Origin of the sequence: Corallococcus sp. bb12-1, from assembly GCF_026626765.1 — a bacterium.
Classification (GTDB): Bacteria; Myxococcota; Myxococcia; order Myxococcales; family Myxococcaceae; genus Corallococcus; species Corallococcus terminator.
In genome coordinates, this window is record NZ_JAPNJZ010000007.1 from 617304 (window position 1) to 638682 (window position 21379).

General features: G+C 71.3%; 13 protein-coding genes. 10 read left to right on the forward strand and 3 right to left on the reverse strand.

Annotation, left to right across the window (positions count from 1 at the left end):
* Positions 1 to 81 precede the first annotated feature (81 nt).
* Positions 82 to 5289, reverse strand: coding sequence for a copper oxidase (locus tag OV208_RS13115; protein ID WP_267574166.1), 5208 nt, complete (start codon positions 5287 to 5289; stop codon positions 82 to 84).
* A gap of 426 nt (positions 5290 to 5715) precedes the next feature.
* Between OV208_RS13115 and OV208_RS13120 the strand changes: the two genes are divergently transcribed.
* The 4 genes from OV208_RS13120 to OV208_RS13135 all read left to right on the forward strand — a co-directional run bounded on the left by OV208_RS13120 (position 5716) and on the right by OV208_RS13135 (position 12671).
* Complete coding sequence (locus OV208_RS13120; protein WP_267574167.1) at positions 5716 to 7128, forward strand: RluA family pseudouridine synthase; 1413 nt, start codon at positions 5716 to 5718, stop codon at positions 7126 to 7128.
* 269 nt (positions 7129 to 7397) lie between these two features.
* On the forward strand, positions 7398 to 8597 hold the full coding sequence (locus tag OV208_RS13125; protein ID WP_267574168.1) for a TolC family protein: 1200 nt from the start codon (positions 7398 to 7400) through the stop codon (positions 8595 to 8597).
* The gene (locus OV208_RS13130) at positions 8587 to 9660 is read left to right on the forward strand and encodes an efflux RND transporter periplasmic adaptor subunit (protein ID WP_267574169.1); all 1074 of its coding nucleotides are present in this window, start codon (positions 8587 to 8589) and stop codon (positions 9658 to 9660) included. Before OV208_RS13125 ends, OV208_RS13130 begins: the two co-directional genes overlap by 11 nt.
* Entirely contained in the window at positions 9657 to 12671 is a 3015-nt protein-coding gene (locus OV208_RS13135) for an efflux RND transporter permease subunit (RefSeq protein WP_267574170.1), read from the forward strand. The genes OV208_RS13130 and OV208_RS13135 overlap by 4 nt, the downstream gene beginning before the upstream one ends.
* Before the next feature lie 47 nt (positions 12672 to 12718).
* On the opposite strand, the gene OV208_RS13140 is transcribed toward OV208_RS13135, so the two are convergent.
* Entirely contained in the window at positions 12719 to 13135 is a 417-nt protein-coding gene (locus OV208_RS13140) for an EamA family transporter (protein ID WP_267574171.1), read from the reverse strand.
* Positions 13136 to 13481: 346 nt separating this feature from the next.
* On the opposite strand from OV208_RS13140, the gene OV208_RS13145 reads away from it, so the two are divergent.
* Positions 13482 to 14117, forward strand: coding sequence for a DUF2716 domain-containing protein (locus OV208_RS13145; RefSeq protein WP_267574172.1), 636 nt, complete (start codon positions 13482 to 13484; stop codon positions 14115 to 14117).
* 9 nt (positions 14118 to 14126) lie between these two features.
* On the opposite strand, the gene OV208_RS13150 is transcribed toward OV208_RS13145, so the two are convergent.
* A complete protein-coding gene (locus OV208_RS13150) occupies positions 14127 to 14324 on the reverse strand; it encodes a hypothetical protein (RefSeq protein WP_267574173.1) in 198 nt (65 codons plus the stop codon).
* 141 nt (positions 14325 to 14465) lie between these two features.
* On the opposite strand from OV208_RS13150, the gene OV208_RS13155 reads away from it, so the two are divergent.
* The 5 genes from OV208_RS13155 to coaBC all read left to right on the forward strand — a co-directional run bounded on the left by OV208_RS13155 (position 14466) and on the right by coaBC (position 21360).
* Positions 14466 to 15071 carry a hypothetical protein gene (locus OV208_RS13155; RefSeq protein ID WP_267574174.1) on the forward strand — a complete coding sequence of 202 codons (606 nt, stop codon included), beginning with the start codon at positions 14466 to 14468 and terminating at the stop codon, positions 15069 to 15071.
* A 72-nt stretch (positions 15072 to 15143) separates the two neighbouring features.
* Positions 15144 to 15656: an FHA domain-containing protein gene (locus tag OV208_RS13160; RefSeq protein ID WP_120544788.1), complete on the forward strand. Its 513-nt coding sequence runs from the start codon at positions 15144 to 15146 to the stop codon at positions 15654 to 15656.
* 57 nt (positions 15657 to 15713) lie between these two features.
* Complete coding sequence (locus tag OV208_RS13165) at positions 15714 to 17006, forward strand: Stp1/IreP family PP2C-type Ser/Thr phosphatase (RefSeq protein WP_267574175.1); 1293 nt, start codon at positions 15714 to 15716, stop codon at positions 17004 to 17006.
* A 111-nt stretch (positions 17007 to 17117) separates the two neighbouring features.
* Positions 17118 to 20102 carry a carboxypeptidase regulatory-like domain-containing protein gene (locus tag OV208_RS13170; RefSeq protein WP_267574176.1) on the forward strand — a complete coding sequence of 995 codons (2985 nt, stop codon included), beginning with the start codon at positions 17118 to 17120 and terminating at the stop codon, positions 20100 to 20102.
* Positions 20103 to 20142: 40 nt separating this feature from the next.
* On the forward strand, positions 20143 to 21360 hold the full coding sequence (gene coaBC, locus OV208_RS13175; protein ID WP_267574177.1) for a bifunctional phosphopantothenoylcysteine decarboxylase/phosphopantothenate--cysteine ligase CoaBC: 1218 nt from the start codon (positions 20143 to 20145) through the stop codon (positions 21358 to 21360).
* The last annotated feature ends 19 nt before the right edge of the window (positions 21361 to 21379 follow it).

Consider the following 21379-nt stretch of genomic DNA (forward strand, 5'->3'; position numbering starts at 1 on the left):
AGGGAAGCCGGCGGCGCGAAGGAGGAAGGGACTTCCTCCACCGTGCCGCCCGGGTCCTACGAAGTGCCGGGAGGCAGGCAGCTACTGCACCCGGTAGACGCCCCACAGACCGCCGCTGCTCCAGAGGAAGCTCGGCATGTCGCGGTAGAGGTAGTCACCCTTGACGCCGTAGGCCCCGCCCGCGCCGTACTCCGGGATGATGTTCCAGTGGTGCATCACCGAAGAACCTCCCTGCGTGGAGATGACCGGTGAGGTGGCATTGGGACCCATCACCCGCGACTGCGCCCCGGCGGCCCACGGGTTGCGGTACCACTCGGCTCCGTGGAGCGCGAAGGCGTGCTGGCGGGAATGGCCGGAGGGTTGGCCCACCCGCCAGCGCAGCGGCTCTCCCACCTTGGCGGTGAACACCGGCGTGGCCGGGTCTCCGTGCACGGAGGAGCTGAGGATGTTCGTGAGATCGAAGTCGTTGGTGTCCTCCGGCGGCATCTGCGGAGGCACCCCCAGCCGGGCCCAGAGGGGTTCCGTGCGGTAGTTGAACGCCTTCTGGCCGGTGTCCTGCGAGTCGTCGATGCCGTTCGTGTTGCGCAGCGCCGTGCCGCTGTTCAGGTTGCTGTTGGAGTCATCCTTGAAGCGGGAGTCGTCCGTGTGCAGGCCCAGGTCGTCCTGGTAGAGGAGGACGAACTCGCGGAACGTCTGCTTGCTGCCGTCCGGGCGCGTGTACCGGACGCGCGCCTGCGCATCCGTGCCGCTGTCGCTACTCCAGTCCGCGTCCTGCGGCTCGATGACGAGCGCGCCGATGGAGCCGTGCATGCCGTGGTTCACCACGTCCGCCATGTTGCGCAGGTTGACGATGCCGAACTCCATGGGGGTGATCTGCCCCTTCGTCGGCCATCCCCACGGGGCGCTCTTGAACTCGCCCGCGAACCAGCGGTACGTGCGCGTGGCGCCGGGCGCCACCGTCTGCACGGCGTTGAGGCCCACGTTCGCGCCGTCGTCCGTGTTCACGTCCATGTTCACCAACTGCGGGTGCAGCGAGACATGGTTCGACATGCGCACCTGGTTGACGTTGAAGCCTGACGTGATGGCCGAGTGGTGCGCCCACACGTTCGACTTGGTGAACGCCGTGGCGGGCAGCCGGTTGCGGAGCACGACCTGCACGCACTCGCCGGCGCGAGCCCGGAGGATGAGCGGCTCCGGCTGACGCTTGCCCAGCTTCAGGTCCGACAGGTACACGTCCCGGGCGAAGATGACCGCGTCCGGGTCGTAGATCTGGTACTCGGCGTTGTAGACGAGCCGTCCGCCGGGCAACCAGTTCTTCGCGTCGATGGCGGAGACTTCGTAGAGCCGCACCGGCGCGTTGCGCGGGCACGAGTCCACCTTCACCGGCTTGATGCCCAGCTTCCCGGTGCTCTCGTACTGGAGCACGAGGTTGGGGTCGATCTTCATCATCGCCTCGCGCTCCTCCAGCACGTACTCCACGGTGCGCTGCTTCACCTCTTCGCCCTTTTCGTTGATCTCGAAGGACTCCTGGATGGAGACGTCCTTCTCGTCCAGCCGGGGCAGGCCCGCGCGCTCCGGCATCTCCAGCAGCTCCACGGGCGGATAAGCCTGGAGCTTCTCCCTGCCTCCCGCCGACAGCGCCAGGTCCAACCGGGGGTTGGCGTCCACCGCGAGCATCGCCACGTCCCCCAGGGTGCGCACCCCCTTCTGCTTGTGGCGGTAGGTGCGCATCAGGCCCCACATGCCGTTCCAGAGGTCTCCGGTGGACGCGCTCATGTACATGTAGTCGGCCGTCTCATACGTGCCGCCGATGGCCGGCAGGCCGCCCGTCAGCTCGAACTCGAAGTGTTCGGAGATGCCAATGGCCTGCGCGTTGCTGAAGCCGCTGTGCGGGTCGCCGCCCTCGCGCAGCCACTTGTGCCCGTGCAGGTTGAAGCTGTGCTGCTCCTCCTGCGAGCCCTGGACCAGCCGGATCTTGATGCGGTCGCCCTCGTAGCCCGCGAGCAGCGGGGTGTAGGGGTCGCCGTGGATGTCCGAGCGGAAGACGTTGGACATCTCCCCGACCTTGGTGGTCAGCAGCTTGCGGCTGCCACACCGCGACGAGCGCTGGGAGATGCGCAGGGGGATGGGCTCGCTGCGGAAGTTGATCATCATGCCGCCCGGGTCCGCGGCGCTGATGGCCTCCGGCATCGGGGTGGTTTCGAAGCCGATGGCGGCGGGCAGCGCGTCCTCCTTGTAGTTGGGCGGATTCACCGGCACGCCGCACTCGTCGTAGAGCGGGTTGTAGTCCTGGAAGCCGAGCGCGAACTCACGGAAGCTCTTGGTCGGATCCGCCATGATGACGTCCGCGCGCCAGCTCGTGGGCCCGCCGTCCGCCACGCGCGAGCCGTAGTACACGCCGGTGCGCGGGTCCCTCCACTTGGAGCCCTTGGGCTCCACGATGAGGGCGCCGAAGAAGCCGTGCTGCTGGTGCGACGACGGACCAAAGTGGTCATGGGTGAAGACCGTCTCCAGCGTCCGGTCGCTCACCGGGTCCGCCCACCAGCGCTGCACGGTGGTCTGCGCCGTGGGGGGCGCGCGGGCGATGCGGGGGTGGGTGGCCGGGGCGGCCAGCGTCACGCGGGTGCCCGTCTCGCTCACGTTGCCGTCCGCCGCGAACGCGCCGCCCGCCGCGTTGGCCAGATGGATGCGCTCCGCCACGGTGTCGGAGGACAGCGTGCCGTCCTCGTAGTTCCAGCCGTTGCCAGCGCCGTCCGCCGCCGTCACGTCGAACTTCACCAGGTGGATGTGCTGCCCGATGACGTCCGTGGGCGTGTAGATCTGGAAGTCGTCCGGCGCCAGGTGCGCGGGGATGAGGTTCGTCGCGTAGAAGTTGATGCACTCGCCGGACTCGGCCCGGAAGAAGAAGGGCTCCGGCGGACGCAGCCCGTCCTGGGTGGCGGCCACGTCCTCGTTGAGCACCATCAGGCGGGCCTGCGGATCATGCCAGCCGGCGCGGTTGATGCGCTGCATGTCGATCTGCAGGTACGCCGCGCGGTAGTTGCGCACGCTCGCGTTGGCGGGGCAGGGGTCCGCGAAGGGGGCGCCCGCCACGCCCTTGCGGCCGTTGACGGTGAACCTTCCGCTGCCGCCCTGCGGCGTGTAGGCGGAATAGCCCGCGGCCAGGTCTCCGTAGAGCGTGCTGACGCTGGAGGCGTTGGGGAACTCGCCCGCGTGGAAGGCGATGGCGTTCTTCTCCATCGCCGTGCCGGCCTGGGGCAGCAGCTTGATGTTGAGCGCGGAGGGATCCACGTCGAAGCGGCCGGAGGCGCCGTACGTCACCGGGCCCACCGCCCGCGTGACGATGTGGCGGGGCAGGCCGCCGTCGAACTCCAGGTCCAGCGGTGCCTGCGGCGCGCGGCGGCCCGTCATGCCGGCGATGTAGAAGGGGAAGCCGGGGAACGCCGGGCGCGTCACCGTCTTGCCGCTGGAGGCGTCCACCACGCTGGTGGCCACGTAGGTGGGCATGGGCGGCATCACGCGGTTGGGCAGGGGCACGACGGCGGGGTTGGGGGTGCCGTCCTTGATCTCCGCGTCGGGCAGCTTGCGGTCGCTGGTGCCGGCCTCGAACACGTCGTGCACGCGCCACAGCGCCCACATCCCTTGAGCGAAGTGCGGGTACAAGTGGCAGTGGTGGATGGAGTCGCCCGGCGTGAAGTTGCGGTTGCCGGAGCCGCCGTAGTTGATGTCGTAGGTGAAGGTGGAGCCCGGCCCGATGGTCTGCGAGTCCAGGTAGTTGGAGTCCTCCACGCTGGGGGAGTACTTCCACTGGTGCGCGTGCAGGTGGAAGACGTGCGTCTCCGCGGGGCCCGCGTGGATGTTGCGGATGCGCACCGGGTCGCCCAGATAGCTGTGGTGCACGTTGGTGGGGTCGTCCGGGTAGAGCGCCTGGGTGGCCTTGCCGGAGGCGTCCTTCTCCACGTTCATCGCGGGGTCGCCGTTGGCCCAGGACTCGAGGAAGAACTCCTCGTATTCGCAGGTGACGCAGTCCTTGGTGGGGCCAATCTTCGCGCGGTTGGCGATGAGCTCCGCGCCCAGGCCGGCCACGCCGTAGTTGATGCCGAAGCCGTCGCGCACGCTGTGGAACGTGGGGTTCCACTCCAACTCGTCGAAGGCCTGAACCGCCTTGATCTCATCGTGGTAGATGGCGGTGAATTCGCGGAAGCTGCCCGTGTCGATGGACGTCTTGGTGCCCATCACCGTCCGCTCGTAGCCGGTGATGAGCGCCTCCAGGTCGCCGTGTCGGATGGCGTTGGAGCTGTCGAGCATGGCCAGCAGCGGGCGGCCGGAGGCGTCCTTCACCTCGTAGTCGATGACGGGCGTGCCATCCGGGTTGCGGCTCTTGGTGACGGCCTCCAGCGTCTTGCCGGTGACCTGGGAGCGGTACCAACTGGAACCAGCGGGTTCGACGTTGAGGGCGCCGAAGAGGCCGTGCACGGTGGAGCCGCCGTCGCCCTGGCCGCCGAACGAGGCCCCCATGCTGTAGAAGAAGAAGACGCCCTCGTGGTCCGCGTACCAGGTGTACTTGGTGCTGCCACCGGGGGACACGAGGCTGCTGACGTTGGTGCCCACCCAGGCGCCGTCCGACTTCTGCGCCAGGTACTGGAGGCCCTGCATGTGGATGGACGCGGTGCGCGTGGCGGGGGAGTCCTGGCGGTGCTCGTCGTCGAACTCCAGCTCGGCGCCCAGGTTGAACCAGAGGCCGCCCGCGGGCTTGCCCTGGAGCAGCGATTTGATTCGATCATACGAGGGCGTCAGCACCCACGTGGGCAGCACCTTGCGCAGGAAGCTCCAGCCGTTGTTGGACCCCGACGCCCGGCTGACGCCCGGCTGGGATTGCGAGGGGCTGGGGATGGCGGAGCGCGTGGGCGCCAGATAGTTGAAGAACTCCACCGTGAGGCAGTCGCCCACGTTGGCGCGCAGCGTGAGCGGGCGAGGGCGCTTGTCCGTGCGCAGGCGGGCGTTGCCCGGCCCGATGGCCGCCTTGTTGTCGAGCGCCTCCACGTCCTCGCGGAGCGCGTACATCATCCCCGTGGGGTTGTAGGAACCCAGCCGGTTGTATGTGTAGACCTGATCCAGGGCCACCACCTGGGCGGTGAGCTGCCGGTTGCAGTTCGGCGATGGCGGCGGCACCGGCGCCGCGGGCACCGTGTCCCGGTAGGGGAGGTTGACGATCTGGATGCCCTGCGCGGCGGCGCCCTGGGTCCCCGTCTCTCCCGGGCCTCCAGAGCCCTCTGGCTGGCACGCCATCGCGCCACACAGAGCGGCCCACCACAGGGTGCGTCCAGGCACCCTGGGCGGATGCCCCGTTGGACGGGCCCGCGACCCACTGCCTCTTTTGACAAAGCGATACATGACGCCCCCTCGGCGCTGCTGCTGCCCACGGCCATGAAAAAGAGGTTCTTAAGAAGACTCTCAGGAGGCCCTCCCGCCTTCCTGAGAAACGCTCTCATGAAACACAGACATGCTTTGCGTGTGCGTATTTCACTAGGGGAGTTGGCGGCCAGAAGTAAACAGACCCCCCAAGGCGCTGGATTTACTGGGGGACCGCGACCCGAACCCCTCTTCTCTAAGAAGATTCAAAGGAAGAGGTTGCCCGGGATTCCTCTCGCATGAGGTCGGGTGGGTCTCTGGTAGGGTGGACGCGACGCGGCAACATTTTGTGTGGATATCAATGTGATTAATGCGCCGTCCTCCCAGGTGGTGACGTACTTCTACGGGCCTCCGTTGCCCGGAGACGTGCCCGTACGCCTGCCGAGCCCGTTCGTGCCGGGACCGCCGGGGCCGTTGGCCCGGAGGGCGGCGGAGGCGCTCCAGGCGCGGCTGCGGCGCGAGCGATGGGAGGCGTTGGAGCAGCCCGGTGGCGGGAAGATGTTTGGCGTGCTGGTCGTCGCGGAGCCGGGAGGCCGGGTCGGCTTCCTGTGTGCGTTCTCCGGAATGCTGGGGGGCGCCTGGAACGTGGAGGGCTTCGTTCCGCCGCTGTTCGACCCGGTCGCGCGCGATGCGTTCTGGCCCGCGGGGGAAGCGGAGCTGGCCGCGCTGGGGCGGCGGCATGCCGCGCTGCTCCGGGCCGTGGAGGTGGAGCCGGCGAGGGTGGCGGAGCTGGCCGAAGTCGGACACCTGCGCGCCGAACGTTCCCGGGACCTCTGGCGGCGGATGGCGCTCACTTATGTGATTCCGAACGCGCGGGGGGAAGACCAGCCGCTGGGCGCGCTGTTCGCGCCGCGACCGCCACCGGGCGGGGCCGGGGATTGCGCGGCGCCCAAGCTGTTGGCGTATGCCTTTCGCCAGCGCCTGACGCCCCTGGCGCTCGCGGAGTTCTGGTGGGGGGCACCGCCGCTCGATGGCCGTCGCGAGTCCGGCGTCTACTACCCGGCCTGTGACAACAAGTGCGGCATCGTCCTGCCGTACATGCTGCAAGGGTTGTCCGTGGACCCCGCGCCCCGGACGGCCACCGTCATGGAGGACCCCCGCGTCCTCCATGAGGACCCGTGGCTGCTCGTGGTGGACAAGCCGGTGGGCCTGCCCACGGTGCCCGAGCGTCATGCGCCCGCGCGCGACTCGGTGCTCGTCCGGCTCCAGCCGCGCTTCCCGGCGCTGGGCGGCTCCGACTTCCTCCATGACCTGGAGCGCGCGGCTTCCGGCCTCCTGGTGATTGCCCGGGACGCGACGACCCGGGCCACATTGCTGCGCCAGTTCGCGCTTCGCGAAGCCGAACACCGCCAGGTCGCCTGGGTCGACGGTCCGGTGGCGGGGGAGTCCGGTCTCATCGAGCTGCCCCTGCGCGGAACGTCGCATGCGCCGCTGGAGGACTGCGTGGACCGGGTGCATGGCAAGCGGGCCGTGAGCGCATGGAAGGTCCTGGAGCGAGGCGAGGGCCGGACCCGGGTGGAGTGGGTTCTGGTGACCCGGCACCCCTTCCAGGTGCGCATCCATGCCGCGCACCGTCTGGGATTGGGAGCGCCCCTCGTCGGGGATGCCCGCTTTGGCCGGGAGGACACCCGGTTGATGCTCCACGCGGAGGCACTGGCCTTCACGCATCCCCACACTGGCGAGCGTCTGGAGTTCACTGCCCCCGCGCCCTTCTGAGGGGATGGGCAGGCCCTCGCGAGTCGGGGGTCCGCCTGCCGCTCTCCTGTTCGGGCTCGGAAGTGGCCTTGCTCAGGTGTGAGCCATCACGCGGGACATGACGCAGGATGGCTTCACCCCCGCGCCGCAGAGCGGTGCGAGGGACTCAACACATGGTCCCCTCACGAGGCGGCGGGTGTCCGGTGGCCGCGGTGGTGGGCGCGGCCGGATGCCTGCATGCGTGACACAGGGGTAGGAGAGGCATTTCGTCCCGCACGCTCGAGCGAGGTATGTCCTTCCGTTCCGTCCCCCTGCTGCTGTGGCTGTTTGGAGTCGCGCCGACGGCGTCGTCCCTCACGTTGCATGCGGCGCTCGAAGAAGCCCGTGACCGTGCGCCCACGCTCGCCCCGGCCCGGGCGCAGGAAGGCGTGGCGCGCGGCGAGGTGGCCCTCGCGCGGACCTTCGCGCCCCTGACCCTGTCCCTGGGCGGTGGAGGCAACGACCCGCGCTGGACGGTGGGGCTCACCCAGCGGCTGCCCTTTCCGGGGGCGCGCGCGGCCCGGATCGACGCCGCGGAGCTGGCGCTGCGGGGCGCGAGCGAAGAGCGCCGTGCGAGCGAGGCGAGCGTCCGCGCGGAGGCACGACGGGCCTACTTCACCCTCGTCCGGTCCCGGCGGCTCGTGGACTCCTCCCAGCGTGCTTTGATGCTGGCCCGGGAGTCGGAGTCCGCCGCGACGCTGCTCTTCGCAACGGGGGCCGCGCCCGAGCTGGATCTCCTCCAGGCGCGCATCGCGCGGGCCTCCGCGGACGTCCAGGTGCTGACCTGCCAGGGCGATGTCACCGCGGCCTCCGCGGCGCTGGCGCTGCTGCTGGGACGCGCTCCCACGGAGACGCTGTCGCCGCTGGACGTGGCCCCGCCCGAGCTGCCGTCGCTGGACGCCGTGCTGGCGCGCGCCACCGGTTCGCCCGTCGCGGCGGCCCGGCAGGCGGACGTGGCGGCGGCTGAGGCCACCCTGCGCGCGACCCGGCGGGAGCGTTGGCCGGTGCCCACGGTGGGCGTCGCCGTGGAAGCGGATGGCCCCGGCGGACGCAGTGCCTTTCTTCGCGGTGCACTCGGCCTGGAGCTGTCCCTGCCCGGCCTGGGAAGGGGCGAGACGGTGCGCGCGGGCGCCAACCTGGAGCTGGCCCGCGCCCGCGAGAACGAGGCCCTCCTGTCCCGACAGTCGGAGCTCGTCGCCGCCCACGCGCGGCTGGCCGCGGCGCTCGCGGGGTGGCGGCGCTACGTGGCGGAGATCCTTCCGGACGTGGAGAGGACGGAGCGGATGGCCCTGGAGGGCTATCGCGCGGGCCGCAGTCCCCGGGTGGCGCTCAACGCCGCGCTCCAGGTGGCTTCGGACACGCGCACCCGCGCCATCGAGGCCGCCTTCGCCGCGCAGGTCGCCTTCGCCGATCTCGAACTCGCCGCCGGAGTCCCCCTCGATGAATCCTAGAGTCGCATGGCTGGCGTCGCTCCTCGCCTCCGTGACGGCCTGTCAGCGCACGCCGTCCGAGCGGGCCGCCGCGCCCCCGCCGCGCGTCCGCGTGGCCGTCGTCGCTCCGGGGACGGCGCAAGGGGGGCTGTCGCTCACCGGCCTGCTGGCGGCGCCTCCGGGGCGGGAGGTCCGGCTCTCGCCCCTCGTTCCCGGCCGGCTGACGCTGCTGCGGGTGGCGGAGGGGGACCGCGTGCGCGCGGGCGAGGTGCTGGCCCAGGTGGACACCGGCCCCGCGACCGCCGAACTCCAGCAGGCGGAAGCCACGCTGCGCGAAGCCACGGCGGCGGTGGAGGCCGCGCGTGAGAAGCGCGCCCGCACGGACGTCCTGGTCTCGCACGGCGTCGCGGCCCGGCAGGACTCCGAACAGGACCGCAGCGCGGAGGCCGCCGCGCAGGCCACTGAAGCGCGGGCCCGCAGCGCCCTGGACCTGGCCCGGCGCGGGGTGGGGCGCACGTCGCTCCAGGCGCCCTTCGACGGGGTCGTCACGGCGGTCTGGTTCCGTCAGGGAGAGGTGGTGGACGGGGCCAATCCCGCCGTGCTCCAGGTCTCCGCGCCGGATCCGCTGGAGCTGCGGGCGTTCGTGCCCGCGCAGGACGCCGCCGCCCTCCAGGCCGGTCAGCGCGCGGTCCTCTCCGTCGACGGTCCGCCGGGCACCCACGAGGGCGAGCTCGCCGCCGTCTCTCCGTCCGTCGATGCGCAGAACGGTGGGGTGCTGGTCCGCCTGCGCTTCGCCAACCCGGAAGGCGCGCTGCGCCTGGGCACCAGCGCCCGGGCCCGCGTCCTCCTGGCGGCGCGGGGCGGCACGCTGACCGTTCCCTCCTCCGCGTTGCTTCCCCTGGAGGACGGAGGGCTCGCGGTCGCGCGGGTGGAGGACGGGCGGGTCCACACCGTCCCGGTGCGCGTGAGGTCGGAGCAGGACGGCCAGGCTGTCATCGAGGGGGCGCTCGAAGCGGGTGCGACCATCGTCGTGGAAGGGGGCTATTCGTTGCCGGACGATGCCGGGGTGGAGGTCGTGCGGTGACCTGGCTGGCGATGTTGCGGCGCAATGCCGCCGGGGTGTCGGCGTTGATCGCGGCGCTGACCCTGGCCGGGGTGTTCAGCGCGACGCGGCTCGCCGCCGGGCTCTACCCGGAGGTGTCGTTTCCGCGCATCGTCGTCGCCGCGACGCTCAGCGGCGCCAGCGCGCGGTCGATGCAGGTCGCGGTGACCCGTCCGGTGGAGGAGGCGCTGTCCACCGTCATCGGGGTGAGGCAGGTGCGCTCCCGGACGATCCGCGCCGCCTCCGAGGTCTCCCTCTGGTTCGACACGCAGGCCGACATGGACCAGGCCCTGGGGCTCGTCAACGCGCGGCTCGCGGAGGTGCAGTCGGGGTTGCCGCCACAGACGCAGCTCACCGCCGAAAGGCTCACGCCTTCGTCCTTTCCCATCCAGACCCTGGCCGTGACGGGGACGGCGGATCCGGCGCGGCTGCGCGACTTCGCCCTCCAGGTGTTGCGGCCCCGGCTCGCGGGCCTCGCGGGCGTGGGTCGCGTGGACGTGGTCGGTGGCGACGTGCGGGAGCTGATCATCGCCGTCGACGCGCAGCGCCTGGAGCAGGCGAAGCTGGAGCTGTCCACGCTCGGCGCGGCGGTGGGTAGCGCGCTCCAACTGGAGGCCGCGGGCCGCGTGGACGTGCACTACCAGCAGACGCTGGTGGTGGTGCAGGGCCCGGTGGAGGCCCCGGAGCGGCTGGCTGGACTGGTGGTGGGCGGCACGCCCGACGCGCCCGTGCACCTGGGGGATGTGGCGCGCATCGAGGAGGGGCACGCGGACCGGCTCTCGCTCACGTACGCGAACGGCCGGCCCGCGGCGCTCGTCAACGTCGGGCGCAGGCCGCGGGCGGACGCGGTGACGCTGGCGCGGGACATCGAGGCGGAGCTGGAGCGGGTGCGGGCCCGTCTGCCTCCAGGCATCGTCGTGGAGACCTCGTACGATCAGGCGGGACTCATCGCCCGTTCGGTGGCGCACGTGCGCGATGAGGTCATCCTCGGCGGGCTGCTCACGCTCCTGGTGGTGGGCCTCTTCCTGCGCTCCTGGAGGGCCATGGCCGCCGCGTCGGTGGTGCTTCCGGCCGCGCTGGCGATGACGTTCGGCGCGCTCTGGCTCACGGGCGGGACGCTCAACCTCATGTCGCTGGGCGGACTGGCGGTCGCCATCGGCCTGGTGGTGGATGACGCGGTCGTGGTGGTGGAGGCGGTGTACCGCCGGGTGTCGGAAGGCATGGAGCGCTGGACGGCGACCGGGGAGGCGCTGGGGGAGATCGCCTGGCCCGTCACCAACTCCACGCTCACCACGGTGGTCGTCTTCGCGCCGCTGTCGCTGTTGCCCGGCGTGTCGGGCCAGTTCTTCTCCGCGCTCGCGTTCACGCTCTGCGCCGCCGTGCTGGCCTCGCTGGTGCTGGCCCTCACGCTGACCCCGCTGCTGTGCGGGGCGTTGCTCGTCCCCGGCGTCCACGCCCCGGCGCCCGAAGTGCCGGAGCGCTGGCGTGGGCTGTGGAGCCAGCGGCCCGGGAGCGTCGTCCTGGGCGTGGGGCTCCTCACCGCCGTGCTGGCGGCCCTGGCAACAGGGGTGGGCACCGGCTTTCTTCCGGAGTTGGACGAGGGCGCCTTCGTGGTGGACTACTTCGCGCCCACCGGCACTTCGGTGGCGGAAGCGGACCGGCTGGGGCGCGCGTTGGAAGCGGTGGTCGCCGGGGTTCCGGACGTCGTGGGCACCAGTCGTCGCCTGGGCGCGGAGCTGGGGCCTCCCGCGGCGACGGAGTCCTCCCGGGGCGACGTGACGGTGACGCTCGCCCCCGGGCGCACGCGCTCCGGACCGGAGGTCATCGACGAGACCCGCACCCGCGCGGAAGCCGCGCTCCCCGGCGTCCGGCTGGAGTTCGTCGAGCTGCTCCAGGACGTGCTCTCCGACCTGGAGGGCGCGCCGGACCCGATCGAGGTGAAGCTGCTGGGGCAGGATGTCCAGGTGCTGCGGGAATACGCCCCGAGCGTGGCCGAGGCCCTGCAAGACGTTCCGGGGCTGGCGGACCTGTTCGACGGCGTCGCGGGTTGCACGCCCGAAACCCACCTGGACGTGGACCTGGTGGAGGCGGGGCGGTGGGGCTTCACGGCCCGGGACGTGGCGACGCAGGTGCGCACCGCCCTGCTGGGGGAGGTCGTCGGGGCCATTCCCCGAGAGGGGCGGCCAGTGGACGTGCGCGTGCGGCTGCGCGACGCGGAGCGCCTGGACGCGGGGGTGCTCGAACGGCTGCGATTGCGGAGCGCCGCGGGGGTTTCCGTCCCGGTGACGCAGGTGGCGCGCCTGCGCCGCGAGTGCCAGCCGGCGGAGCTGGCCTCCGACAACCTGCGTCCGCTGGTCGCGGTGACGGGACGACTGGAGGGCAGGGACCTGGGCGGCGTGGCGGCGGACGTCGAGGCCCGGCTCGCGAAGCTGCGGCCTCCCGACGGCGTGGAGCTGCGACTGGGGGGCCAACACACAAGCCAGCGCGAGTCCTTCCAGGCGATGGTGCTCGTGCTGCTGCTGGCCACCCTGGGCGTCTTCCTGGTGCTGACGTTCCATTTCCGGGGCGTCGTGCTCCCGCTGCTCATCCTGGGCGCGGTTCCGGTGGCCCTGGCGGCGGGCACCGCGTGTCTGCGCGTCACGGGCACCCCGCTCAACGTCTCCTCGCTGATGGGCTGCATCCTGCTCGTGGGCCTCGTGGTGAAGAACGGCATCCTGTTGCTCGACCGGGCCGAGGCGGGCCGGGCGGAAGGATTGGGCCCGGCGGAGGCCATCAGCCGGGCCATGGCCTTGCGCCTGCGGCCCATCCTGATGACGACGCTGGCGACCCTGCTGGGGCTCGTGCCGCTCGCGCTCGGGCTGGGGGAGGGGGGTGAGCTGCAACGCCCGCTGGCAATCACCGTGCTGGGGGGCCTGGCCCTCTCCACCCTGCTGGTGCTCTTGGGGCTGCCCGCCGCGTATGTGTGGGTTCATCGTTCGCGGGAGGCCGTCTGAAGATGAAGCCGCGCGGAGCGATGTCTGTTTTCAGATGAGAAGATGTCTCATTTGAGTGTCAGCAGCGTGCCCGCGACGATGAGGGCCACGCCCAGCCCCAGTCGCCAGGACATGGGCTCCTTGAGGATGAGCACCGCGAACGTCACGGTGAGGGCCAGGCTGAGCTTGTCGATGGGCGCCACGCGGGAAGCCGGGCCCAGCTGCAGCGCCCGGAAGTAGGCCAGCCACGACAGGCCGGTCGCGATGCCGGACAGCGCGAGGAACAGCAGCGTCTTGCGGCTGAGCGTGGGCAGGGCATGTTGTTCGCCACGCGCCAGCACGATGCTCCAGGCGAAGACGAGCACCACCACGGTGCGCAGCGCGGTGGCGAGCGTGGACGGAACGCCTTCCACGCCCACCTTCGCGAGTACGGCGGTCAATGCCGCGAACACCGCCGACAGCAGGGCATACATCCACCACGTCATCGCTCGACTCCCGTCATGAAGAGGCTGCCATGCCTGTCCGCCTTGACGCAGGCGAGCGTGCAATGATGTGTCAGCCTTCCTCCCAGACTCGCCGTGGCGCCGCGAAGGCCTTACGCTCCACCGCTTCCGGAGGAGGAGCCATCCTCTCATTGTTGAACACCTCAGGGCGCACCGGGCCCAGGCGTCCACCGCGCGACACCTTCCGCCGCGCCGCCGGCATCCATCTCCGTCCCGCGTCCCGGTGGGCGTCGGATGCCATGCACACGCTCCGGCCCGTCCTGGCGGGTGATTGCACGAGACCCGGGATGCGCGCGATATCCGGGACTTTGTGACGCTGGGGGGCGCCGTGCTCAAATTCAAACCTGAACCCGAACCCGAACCCGAACCTGAAGCCTGGCTGCCGCTCGCGGGCGATGCCGAACGCCACGCATTGGATCACCCGTGGCCCTCACCGGAACAGGGCAGCGTGCGCTTCGTCGTCGACGACGCCTTCTTCCGCCTGGAGCACGACGCCCGGCTGCTGCTCTACCGCGACCTGTCGGAGCGGATGCTCAAGGTCTTCCGCGAGCTCACGCCCCCGGGGGGCTGGCTCTACGCGTTGGATCCGCAGCACCCCTGCTACCGCTTCCACCCGCACGTCCCCTTCGAGGTGGGCGCGACGCTCCAGGAGTGGACCGGCCTCTACACGCGCGAGCACATGGAGTGGGTGGAGCGGGGCATCCATCCCCCGCCCTTCGAAGCGCGCTGGGCCATGGACGTCCACCCGGCGGGGGACCCGGAGCACCTGTTCGCGCCACCGGACTTCCACTTCGTCTTCGCCGCGCGCTACCGCGTGGGCAACTTCGACGGCCTGGAAGCGCCAGGCCGGGGGCCCATCGAGACGGAGACCTACGAGCTGCTGGGACAGCGCCTCATCGCCGCCGTGGACCGCGACCCCCCGGAGCTGTTCCGGCGGGCCCGCAGGTTGGAGTCCGACGAATGACGCGGGACTTCAGACGGGGCGCGGCGTGACGACGCGCGAAGGGGGCTCCCCCTCGTAGTAGAGGCTGGCGTGCCCCTCGCGGTAGACGACCAGCACGCGGTCATTCTCTTGCAGCAGCCCCGAGGTCTTCTGGGTGACCTTGCGAACCAGGGCGTCGAGCTGCGCCGGACCTGTTTTGCTTCCGGCCCGGACCGTGACGACAGGCATGCGGTGTCCCGCTCCTAATGACCTCTCCCGAGACGAACGCCGGCAGGGGCCGACGCCTCACCCGTCCGGAGGGTGCGGCGAGTCATAGCGAACGGAACACTTCGTTGACAAGTGCGCGCTGCCATGGGGGAAAGAGACCCCATGCTCCGCAACGTCCGTGTATTGCTGGTTATTTCGCTTGCCCTGGCTTCCACCGCGCACGCGCAGTCGCGCAAACCGGACGCGCTGTACCACGAGTCCCCCACGCCGGCGTACCTGCCGCGGGGCGTGTACCTGGGCACGCAGTTGAGCAACGGCGCTGTCATCCCGCACCTGCACCTGCAGTGGCAGTTCACCTTCTTCCAGGAGCGCAAGGACGCGTGGGCCGTCATCCTGGAGGGCGGGGTGGGCTGGGCGGCGTCCCTGCCCGACACGGCGGTGGAGGGGTACATCCTTCCGGTGAACTCCTACTACGAGCACACCGCGCAAATCGGCGTCGCCTACCGCAACCACCTGCCGGGCCAGGCGCACTGGGGCTTCCAGGTGTCGGGCGGTCCCGTCTTCTATGGCGCCCACTTCGGCACCCAGCCCCCGGACCGGCGCACCGCCGGCATCGTCCAGGGCCGCGTCCAGATTGGCTACCAGTTGAGTGACGTGGGCGTGGGGCTCGCCGTGGGATACTCCGAGCCCTTCGGCCTCAAGAAGCGCAGTCTCGCCCGTAACTTCGTGGGTGGCGTGAGCCTCGGATTTTTCGCGGATTGGCGGTAAAGGCGCGGTACACTGGAAGCACGAGAGCGGAACGGCCTCCCGGTGCGGGTGCCCGAGCGCCGCCAACCCCTCATGGCCGAGCTTCTCAGCGCCCACGTCACGCGTTACCTGCGCAACCGCGATGAGTTCGAGCGGGGCCTGCCCCCGGGCCTCCTGCTCTTCATGCCCGCCCTGGGCACGGTCACCCCGTCCGAGCTGGAGGACTACCCGCTGCGGACGGTGACCAACGCCGGGCCGCCGACGCTCGGCCAGGACGAACCCGTCGTCTTTCCCCTGCTCAAGTCGACGGGCAACGCCTTTGGCCGGGGCATCACCGTGGGGCGCACCGGCAACAACGACGTCGTGCTGGATGACGGGAGTGTGTCCCGATTTCACGCGTGGTTTGCGCGGGACGCGGGGGAAGCGGGTTTTCTCCTGACGGATGCGGGGTCGAAGAACGGCTCGTACGTCATGGGGGAGCGGCTGTTGGCGCGCAAACCGACGCCGGTGGGGGACGGGATGCGGCTGCGCTTCGGTCAGGTGGAGGTCAGCTTCTACACGCCGGGGGCTTTCGCGCGGCTGTTGGCGAAGCGGCTGCAGTCCTGAAGCCTTGCCACGTCTTCGGCGGCCTGCGTAACGTGCGAAGTCACCCTCTAGGCACGGATGGGAGCGTTCGCGGTGGCCTTGACCACAGAAGCCTTCGGGCTGACCGATGTAGGCCGGAAACGGCAGCACAACGAAGACGCGATGATGGTGGACGCGTCGCTCGGCCTGTTCATGGTCGCCGATGGCATGGGCGGACACGCCGCGGGTGAGGTCGCCAGCGCGCGGGCCACGGAGGTCGTCAAGCAGCACATCGCGGCCAACCGGCACCTGCTGAAGGACCTGGCCAACAACCCCACGGCGGACAGCCGTTCCGCGGCGGCGGCGTTGGTGGAGGTGGCCGTGCAGCGGGCGTGCGCGGACATCTACCGCGCGGCGATGACGGACGCCTCCAAGCGCGGCATGGGCACGACGTTCGTGTGCCTGGCGGTGGGCGGTAACAAGGGCGTCATCGGCCACGTGGGCGACAGCCGCGTGTACCTGGTGCGTCACAGCCAGTGCCACCGGCTCACCGAGGACCACACGCTGGTCGCCGCGCAGTTGAAGGCCGGCACCATCACCAAGGAGCAGGCGGCCACGTCGCAGTACCGCAACGTGATCACCCGCGCGGTGGGCATCCAGGAGTCGGTCCAGGTCGACACGCTCATCGTGGACCTGATGCCCGGCGACGTGTTCCTGCTCTGTTCGGACGGTCTGCACGGCTACATGGAGGATGAGGAGCTCCTCCCGCTGGTGGCCAACCTCCAGCCCGGCGACATGCCGCGCAAGCTGGTGGAGATGGCCAACGAGCGCGGTGGCAAGGACAACATCACCGCGGTGGTGGTGAAGGTCGCCGGCGACAGCGCGGCCCTGGCCAGCGAGGAGACGAGCGAGGCGCAGTCGCGCATGGAGGCGCTGCGGAAGATCCCGCTCTTCCGGCACCTCACGTACAAGGAGCAGACGGCGGTGCTGTCCATCGCCACGACGCGGACCTACCCGGCGGGTCGGGAGATCGTCGTGGAGGGGCAGCCGGGCGAGGAGCTCTTCGTCGTCATCCGGGGCCGGGTGGCCATCGAGAAGAACGGCGTGGAGATCGCGGAGCTGCGCTCGGGAGGCCACTTCGGAGAGATGGGCCTCATCGACAACGCGCCCCGGTCCGCCACGGTGCGCGCGACGGAGCCCACGCGGACGATGGTGATTGCCCGTTCGGACCTGATGGGGCTGATGAAGCGCGAGGCCATCCTCGCGGTGAAGATGCTCTGGAGCTTCGTGCAGGTGCTGAGCGACCGCCTGCGGGCGACCAACTCCGAGCTGAGCGAAGCGCGGCAGGAGCTGGCCGTGGCGCAGGCCATCCAGCCTTTCGCGGAGGACTGACGCGGGAACGCTTCCGGGGCGCCGGACGTCCTGGACAGGACGCTCCGGAATTTCCCGGGGGAAACCGTCGTTGGGGGGCCGGCCGTGGGGTAGGTTCCTGGCCGCGTACGCATGCGCAAATGGGTCTTCATCGGGGTGGCCACGGTGCTGGTGGCCCTCGCCGCCATGGTGTTGGGACCCCGGTGGGGGGCTCCCGCCGCGCGCCCCGGGTCGCCCGTCTCCGCCAGTTCGATGCGCCAGGGGCTGCCCGCGTTCAACGCGGTGGCGGTGTCGTCGGGCGCACAGGAGGGGCTGACGCTCACCGGGCGCGTGCTGGACGGCGGTGGCCGGCCGGTGGCGGACGCGGAGGTGTCGCTCGCGGCGTCGGCGGAGCGGACGGTGGCGGACGTGCGGTGCGACGAGTGTGGCCTGGCGCTGCTGGCCTGCACCGCGCATGAGACGGCGCTGCACACGCGGGCCTTCTTCGAGCAGCAGCAGGGCTTCCTCACGCCGCGCGCCACGGTGCGCACGGACGGGCAGGGGAAGTTCCGCTTCGAGCACCTGGTGGGCGTTTCCTTCTCCGTCTGGGCTCGCGCGGACGGGCTGGGCGTGGCGCTCAAGAACCGGGCGGCGCCGGGCGAGTCCGTGGACCTGTACCTGCCGGCCCTGCGGAGCATCTCCGGCACGGTGGTGGATGACTCCGGCCAGCCGAGGCCCGGGGCGCGCGTGCGAGCGGTGTCGCGCAAGGTGCCGCTGCCCTTCGAGGTGGTGGCGGGCGCGGGAGGCGCGTTCCTGCTGACGGGCCTGGGTGAAGGGCCCTTCTACGTGCTCGCGGACGCGGAGGGCTTCCAGCCCGCGGTGGCGCAGCAGGTGGAGGCCGACTCGCAGCCCTTGCGGCTGAAGCTGACGCCGTCGCGCACGCTGGAGGTGCGCGTCACGCGCGAGGGCGCTCCCGCCGCGGCGACGGTGCGGCTGCGCGGCGACCACCTGACGCGCGAGGCGCACACCGAAGCGCAGGGCGCGCCGGTGCGCTTCAACGGCCTGTATCCGGACGAGGTGGTGGTGACGGCGGAGGCGCCGGGCTTCGGGTCCGCGCCCCAGACGCTCACGCTGTCCAAGCGGGTGACGCAGGTGACGCTGGAGCTGGAGGCCGCGGGCCGGCTGCTCGTCACGGTGGTGGACGAGGAGGGCCAGCCGGTGCCGAACCCGCAGCTGCTGCTGCGCACGGTGGCGGGCGATCTGATCCGCCGGGACGCGGTGCCCACCGGGGCGCTCGCGGAGCTGGGGCCGCTGGCGCCGGGCGAGTACGTGCTGGAGGGCCAGGCGGAGGGCTTCAAGACGGCGCAGCTTCCCGCGCGGGTGGCGCAGGGGGAGACGGCGCTGGAGCTGGAGCTGGCGAAGGCCACGCTGATCACCGGGCAGGTCATCGACGAGTACGGTCGGCCCGCGTCGAACGTGTCCATCCTGGTGCAGCCCACCGGGGAGACGACGAACGCGGACAACGACGGCCACTTCGCCGCGCAGGTGCCCATGCCGGGGCTCTACACGCTGCACGCGCACCACTCCGAATGGGGTGGCGGCAGCGTGCAGGCGACGGCGCCCGCGACGGACGTGACGCTGTCGCTGGAGGCGAAGGCGGGCGCGGACGTGACGGTGTCCAGCGGTGGCCGGCGGGTGGAGGGCGCGGACGTGGCGATGTGGGCGGATCCGGAGAACTTCTTCCGCAGCGACCGGCCCTCCGGCCCGGACGGCGTGGTGCCCATGCGCGGGCTGCCGCCGGGCACGTACAAGCTGTTCGCGTCCCACCCGGAGTACCTGTCGTCGGATCCGGCCACCGTGACGGTGCAGGACGGAGCCACGCAGCAGGTGGCGGTGGAGCTGGAGCCGGGCGCGGCCCTGACAGGCGACGTGGTGGACGAGGACGGCCAGCCGGTGGTGGGCGCGAACCTGAATGTCATGCCGCGCATGGCGGAGCCGGTGCAGACGGATTCGGGCGGGCACTTCGAGTTCCGCGCGCTGCGGCCGGACCGCACGTACCTGGTGGACGCGCGCCACGCGGGCTACGAGCCCCTGGAGCGGACGCAGGGCAAGCCGGGCGGGCCCCCGCTGCAGGTGAAGATGCGCAAGCGCACGACGTTCCGGGGCCGCGTGATGGACGACGCGGGCCAGCCGGTGCGCCGCTTCCGGGTGGATGATCACGACGTGAACAGCCCGGACGGGCGCTTCGAACTGCCGCTGTCCACGGCGGGAGACCGTCTCATCGTCGCGGTGGACGCGCCGGGCTACGAGCCCCAGGTGGTGGACCGCCCGTCGAAGACGGCGGACATGGGCGACGTGGTGTTGACGAAGGCGCCGTCGGTGTCCGGCATGGTGCGGGACGCGTCGGGTGGGGCGGTGCCGGACGCGGTGGTGACGTGCGACGTGTGTGACGGATCGGTGCTGTCGGGGCCGGACGGCGCCTTCACGCTGGCGAGCCCCCCGTTCGTGCCGCGCTTCACGGTGTCCGCGCGCAAGGGCAAGGTGAGTGGCACGCAGGAGGTGCCGCGCGGGAACACGACGCCGGTGCAGCTCACACTCAAGCCCGCGACGCGCCTGACGGGCCGGGTGTACCTGGCGGACGGACGTCCCGCGGCGGGCTCGCAGGTGGAGGGGCTCAACGCGGATCGCAGCGAGACGGTGTCGCTGATCACCGGCGCGGATGGCCGCTACAGCACGGACCTGTCGCCGGGCAGCTACCGCTTCGTGGTGGGCAGCGGGCGCGGCGGCACGGGCGAGCCGGCGGTGGTGGTGCAGGTGGCCGGTACGGAGATGACGCTGGACCTGGGGCCGGTGCCGGGCACGACGTCGCTGACGGTGCTGCTCCAGCCGGAGCGGGGCAAGGCGCTGTGGGTGGTCCCGGGCGAGGTAGGGCAGGTGGGCAACCCGCCCGTGGAGCTGTTGCGCTCGCGCTTCGCGCAGCTCATCTACCAGCCGATGAGCGAGCGGGTGGTGGTGCCGGGCCTGTCGCCGGGCCGGTACACGCTGGTGTGGGGCTTCTTCCACTCGGAGATGCCCGGGGCGGGCCCCCTGGTGCGCACGGTGGACGTGCCCTCGCAGGGCGACGTGTCCCTGCGGTAGTCGTGTTGCGACGGGGCGCCCTGGCGCGTAATGAAGCCGCATGGACGCATCGGCATTGAAGGGCCGCCGGGTCATCGTCGGCGTGGGCGGCGGCATCGCGGCGTACAAGGCCTGTGAGCTGGTGCGGGAATTGGGGCGCGCGGGCGCGGAGGTGCGGGTGGCCATGACGGAGGCCGCGCGCCAGTTCGTCACCCCGCTCACCTTCCAGGCGCTGTGCGGGCACCCGGTGCTGACGGACTACTTCGACCCTGCGCAGGAGGGGAACTTCGGCCACCTGGACCTCGCCCGCTGGGGCGATGCGTTCGTGGTGGCGCCCGCGACGGCGGACCTGATGGCGAAGATCCGAGCGGGCCTCGGTGGGGATGCGGTGACGACGTCGCTGCTCGCCTTCAAGGGGCCGGTGGTGCTGGCGCCCGCGATGAACGTGGCCATGTGGGAGAACGCCCGGACGCAGGAGAACGTGGCGTCGCTGCTGGCGGATGCGCGCTTCACGGGCGTGGGCCCGGGGGCGGGGATGCTGGCATGCGGCGACGTGGGCTCGGGGCGACTGGCGGACGTGGGCGCCATCGTGTCCGCCGTGGCGGCGCGGCTGGGCGGAGGGCCGTTGCAAGGCCAGCACGTGCTGGTGACGGCGGGCCCCACGCGCGAGTTCCTGGATCCGGTGCGGTTCATCTCCAATCCGTCCACCGGGAAGATGGGCATGGCGCTGGCGCACGAGGCGCGCGCGCTGGGCGCGACGGTGACGGTGGTGCTGGGGCCGGTGGGCCCGGTGGACCGCACGGGCCTGGAGGTGGTGGACGTGGTGAGCGCGGAGGACATGGCGCGCGAGGTGTTGTCGCGGGTGGACTCCGCGGATGCATTCATCGCCACGGCGGCGGTGAGCGACTGGCGTCCGGAGGTGCGGGCCCCCCAGAAGGTGAAGAAGGGCGAGAGCCCGGAGTCCCTGCGGTTGGTGCGCACGCCGGACGTGTTGCTGGAGGCGTCGCGCCAGGTGGCGGGCAGGGCGAAGCGCCCGGTGCTGGTGGGCTTCGCGGCGGAGACGGAGCGGGTGGTGGAGCACGCGCGCGAGAAGCTGGAGCGCAAGGGCCTGGACGCCATCGTCGCCAACGACGTCACCGCGACCGGGGCGGGGTTCGGCACGGACACGAACCGGGTGACGGTGATTGCCCGCACCGGGCCGGACCGCGTGCTGGAGGGCAGCAAGCGCGCGGTGGCCGGCGAAATCCTGGCGCTGTTGCTCGTGGCCCCGCGCGGCTGAGCGGGGCCAGGGAGCGCGG